Raw genomic sequence first — 2,976 nt, 5'->3', positions numbered from 1 at the left:
CTTGAAGTCGACATGTTTTATATACAAAAGAGTCATCAGCGCCGACTCAAAGAAATTGTCTAAAAGCGAAGAATAAACATTCCACAACGGATGTGTTGTGGATCTTTCGATGCTGATTTCTTCTTTGGCTTGGTCAAAACGAACAAGCCCTTCTTCCACACAATAATAAATGACCTTCAGTAAATGTTCCTTAAGGGTCGCCCGTTCGCTAAACGTGAAATCGTGCCGTAACAAGGCTTTTAGACGCTCATATCTTTTTTCAACTTCCCCTATTCCCAGGGACTGTTTGTCGCTGGTCATTAAAATTTTCATGAAACAAACCAGTGAAACAAAAAAATGAACCCCGTTGTTTTTCATGTACTCCAAAAGAGGGCGTTTGGTTTCATCAAGAGTGAAAAACTTTTCCTTGAAATCGTGATGGGCCAAAACAAGCCGTTCAGAAACCATTTTATGAAGCGCCTCACGCAAGGCCCAGTCCCCCGGGGTATTCATTACGCTTGAAAAAGAAGCTCCCTTGTATTGTAAATATTTCTTGAAGATTTCAGCCCGGCGTAAAACCTCGGATTCGGGGATCCCTTTCTTGGGATAATGAAGCAAACTCATGGCCACCAATGTTGAAGGTGTAATGACGGTCACTTTATTGATGTTGTAGGTGATTTTGTAGGCAAACTCTGAAACAAGATTGCGGCAATCGTCAATGTCTTTGCTGCGGGGCATGATTTGATTGGAATCAAAAAATTCTTTTAACGAAAGAGGGTCAGCGAAACGAATATAGACTTTGCCATAACGCACCCTAAATTTCCCGCCCACCTTCACAAGGCTGGCCATGTTTTCTTTTTTCTTTTCAGACCCTCCCAATTCGCTCACATAACTCTTGGCCTCCAAAATACGCTCATAGTTAATGGATACCGGCACAAAATAAATATCCCTGGCTTCCCCATCCAGATAAGACTTCATCAGCATGGCCAGCACACCCATTTTAGGTTTTAGAAGTTTGCCCGTACGCGAACGGGTTCCTTCAATGAAGAATTCAATCGCATTTCCCTCACGCACAAGGGCCTTAAGATAATGTTCTAATGTCAGCTTGTAGAGTGCATCATCCCCCAAACTCCGACGGATGAAAAAACCGCCACCTTTTCTTATAAGCCCGTCGGCCGGCCAGAATTTGAGATTAATTCCCGCGCAAACATGGGGAAGAGTGAGGTCGTGATTATAAAAAAGATAGGAAAGCAAAAGATAATCGATATGGCTTTTATGCGCCGGCACCATCACGATGGGATGCTTGCCTGCAATGTTTTTTATTTTGGCCAGGCTTTCGGTATCCACATCCAAGCCATCGTAGATATGGTTGACCATCCAGTGAATCACCCAGTCATAAAAATCAATGGCACTGTAATGAACATCAGCTCCCATTTCGGTCAGATAGGTTTTGGCCATTTTTTCCAAAGCCTCGATTTTCTGGCCAAGTTTTAAAGCCAAGGCCTGGAGATCCTGGTTCCATGAAGGATGTTCCAGTATTTTTTCAAAAAGCTTTTCACGCGGGATGAGCGCGGGGCCTGTAATGCTTCGTCGTTCGACATGCAACCGGTTTAACAAAATGGATTTAAGCGAGGTCGCCAGTTCAACATCGGTTTTTCCCGTTTGCTCGCTGACAAATTCTTTCAAATCAAAGGCCTCCCCAAACTTGACCGTGGATTTGCGCTTGTAGCTCCATAAAAACAAAATGAGTTTACGAAGGGTACCCGGCTCGGCCTTGTCACCAAATAAGACATCAATAAGGGACCTATCCGCCTTTTCCGGGTGGCGATCGTACAGGAATTGTTGGGTCATCAAATAAATAGGCTTTTCACTTTTTTTGGCAGCTCTGATCAGGGGAACGATAAAATTGAGCGGATCATCACGATTGGCTCCAAAAAGAAAATTTTTGGAAACCCGCAAATTAAGAAGGGCACTTTCTCCTTTCAACAAAAGCTCTTCAAAATAACCATTGCCCAGAGGGTCAGCTAAAGAGCCTTGCCGGTAATAACGGTCAAGCCCCATAAGGCAAGTGGCCACAAACGATGTAAAGGGCCTCCAAAAAAGGGTCCGGCATCCGTTGGCAAAACGGGCCAGGGGAATGTTTTCCTTCAAAAAAAGATGGTTGAAAAAACTGTACTCAAGCTGCCCGCGGTTTTTCATGATGTAAACCAGAGTCCCCTTCCGGCTTAAATCCCCCACCCGTTTTAACTCTTCGGCGTCCACACGCACACGTCGGAAACTGGGTTTGTAAATCCATTCATGAAAAAGGTTGAAATGCCGTACCATGCCGCACATGTAGGGGTCGCGGGCATAGTTTTGGATGCGTTGAAAATAGCCGGGGGTCAGTCTTTTGATGAATTTAAAGACCGGTTCTGCCAACCGCAAGATGATTTGATTGAGGTTACCCATGGGCCGATTCCCTTTTCTTTGGTTTCTTTAACTTGTAATAAGTTAACATAAAGCCCAGACCGATGAGTACCCAAAAAAGTGTCCGAAGCCTTCGCACCAATTGGATCGCCACTCCCGTCACCGGATTTAGCCCCATCACTGAAAAAAGGGCCCCATAAGCCCCTTCTAACACCCCCATGCTTCCAGGAATAAACACAAAGACCAAATTGACCAAAATGGTCAGTGACGCCAAAAACAAGGCCCCCATGGCTCCCAGAGGAATGTCCAAAAAACGGGCGATCAGGTAGATTTCTAACACTCCCAACAACCGGGCCAGAAAATGAAAACTCAATACCAACACAAAATAAATGGGGTGCCGGCGGTAAAACCCCGAAATGCGCTTGTCCAAAACCTGGATTTTTTCCTGAACCGATTCGGTTAAATGTTTTTTGAATCCAAACCGGGTCAACAAGCGGCTTAAGCGGTCAAAAAAACCTTTTTGTTGATGATGAATAAAAAACCAAAGCCCCAGGATAATAGCCCCTGTCAACGTTGGGAACAAAAAACGCC

The 2,976-nt window shown here is 44.7% G+C and carries 1 protein-coding gene and 2 pseudogenes (2 of these 3 only partly in view); all 3 read right to left on the bottom strand.

Annotation, left to right across the window (positions count from 1 at the left end; all coding sequences use genetic code 11):
- Positions 1 to 2,427, bottom strand: a pseudogene (locus A2048_03530) (hypothetical protein) (it extends 321 nt beyond the left edge of the window).
- Positions 2,420 to 2,956, bottom strand: coding sequence for a hypothetical protein (locus A2048_03525; protein ID OGP08976.1), 537 nt, complete (start codon positions 2,954 to 2,956; stop codon positions 2,420 to 2,422). Before A2048_03525 ends, A2048_03530 begins: the two are co-directional and overlap by 8 nt.
- A pseudogene (locus A2048_03520) lies at positions 2,953 to 2,976 on the bottom strand (hypothetical protein); it runs 345 nt beyond the window's last position. Before A2048_03520 ends, A2048_03525 begins: the two are co-directional and overlap by 4 nt.

It is taken from the genome of Deltaproteobacteria bacterium GWA2_45_12, assembly GCA_001797365.1.
Lineage (GTDB): Bacteria > UBA10199 > UBA10199 > UBA10199 > UBA10199 > UBA10199.
Note: the sequence above shows the minus strand (reverse complement) of the source record. Positions and strands in the feature narration are given on the sequence as shown.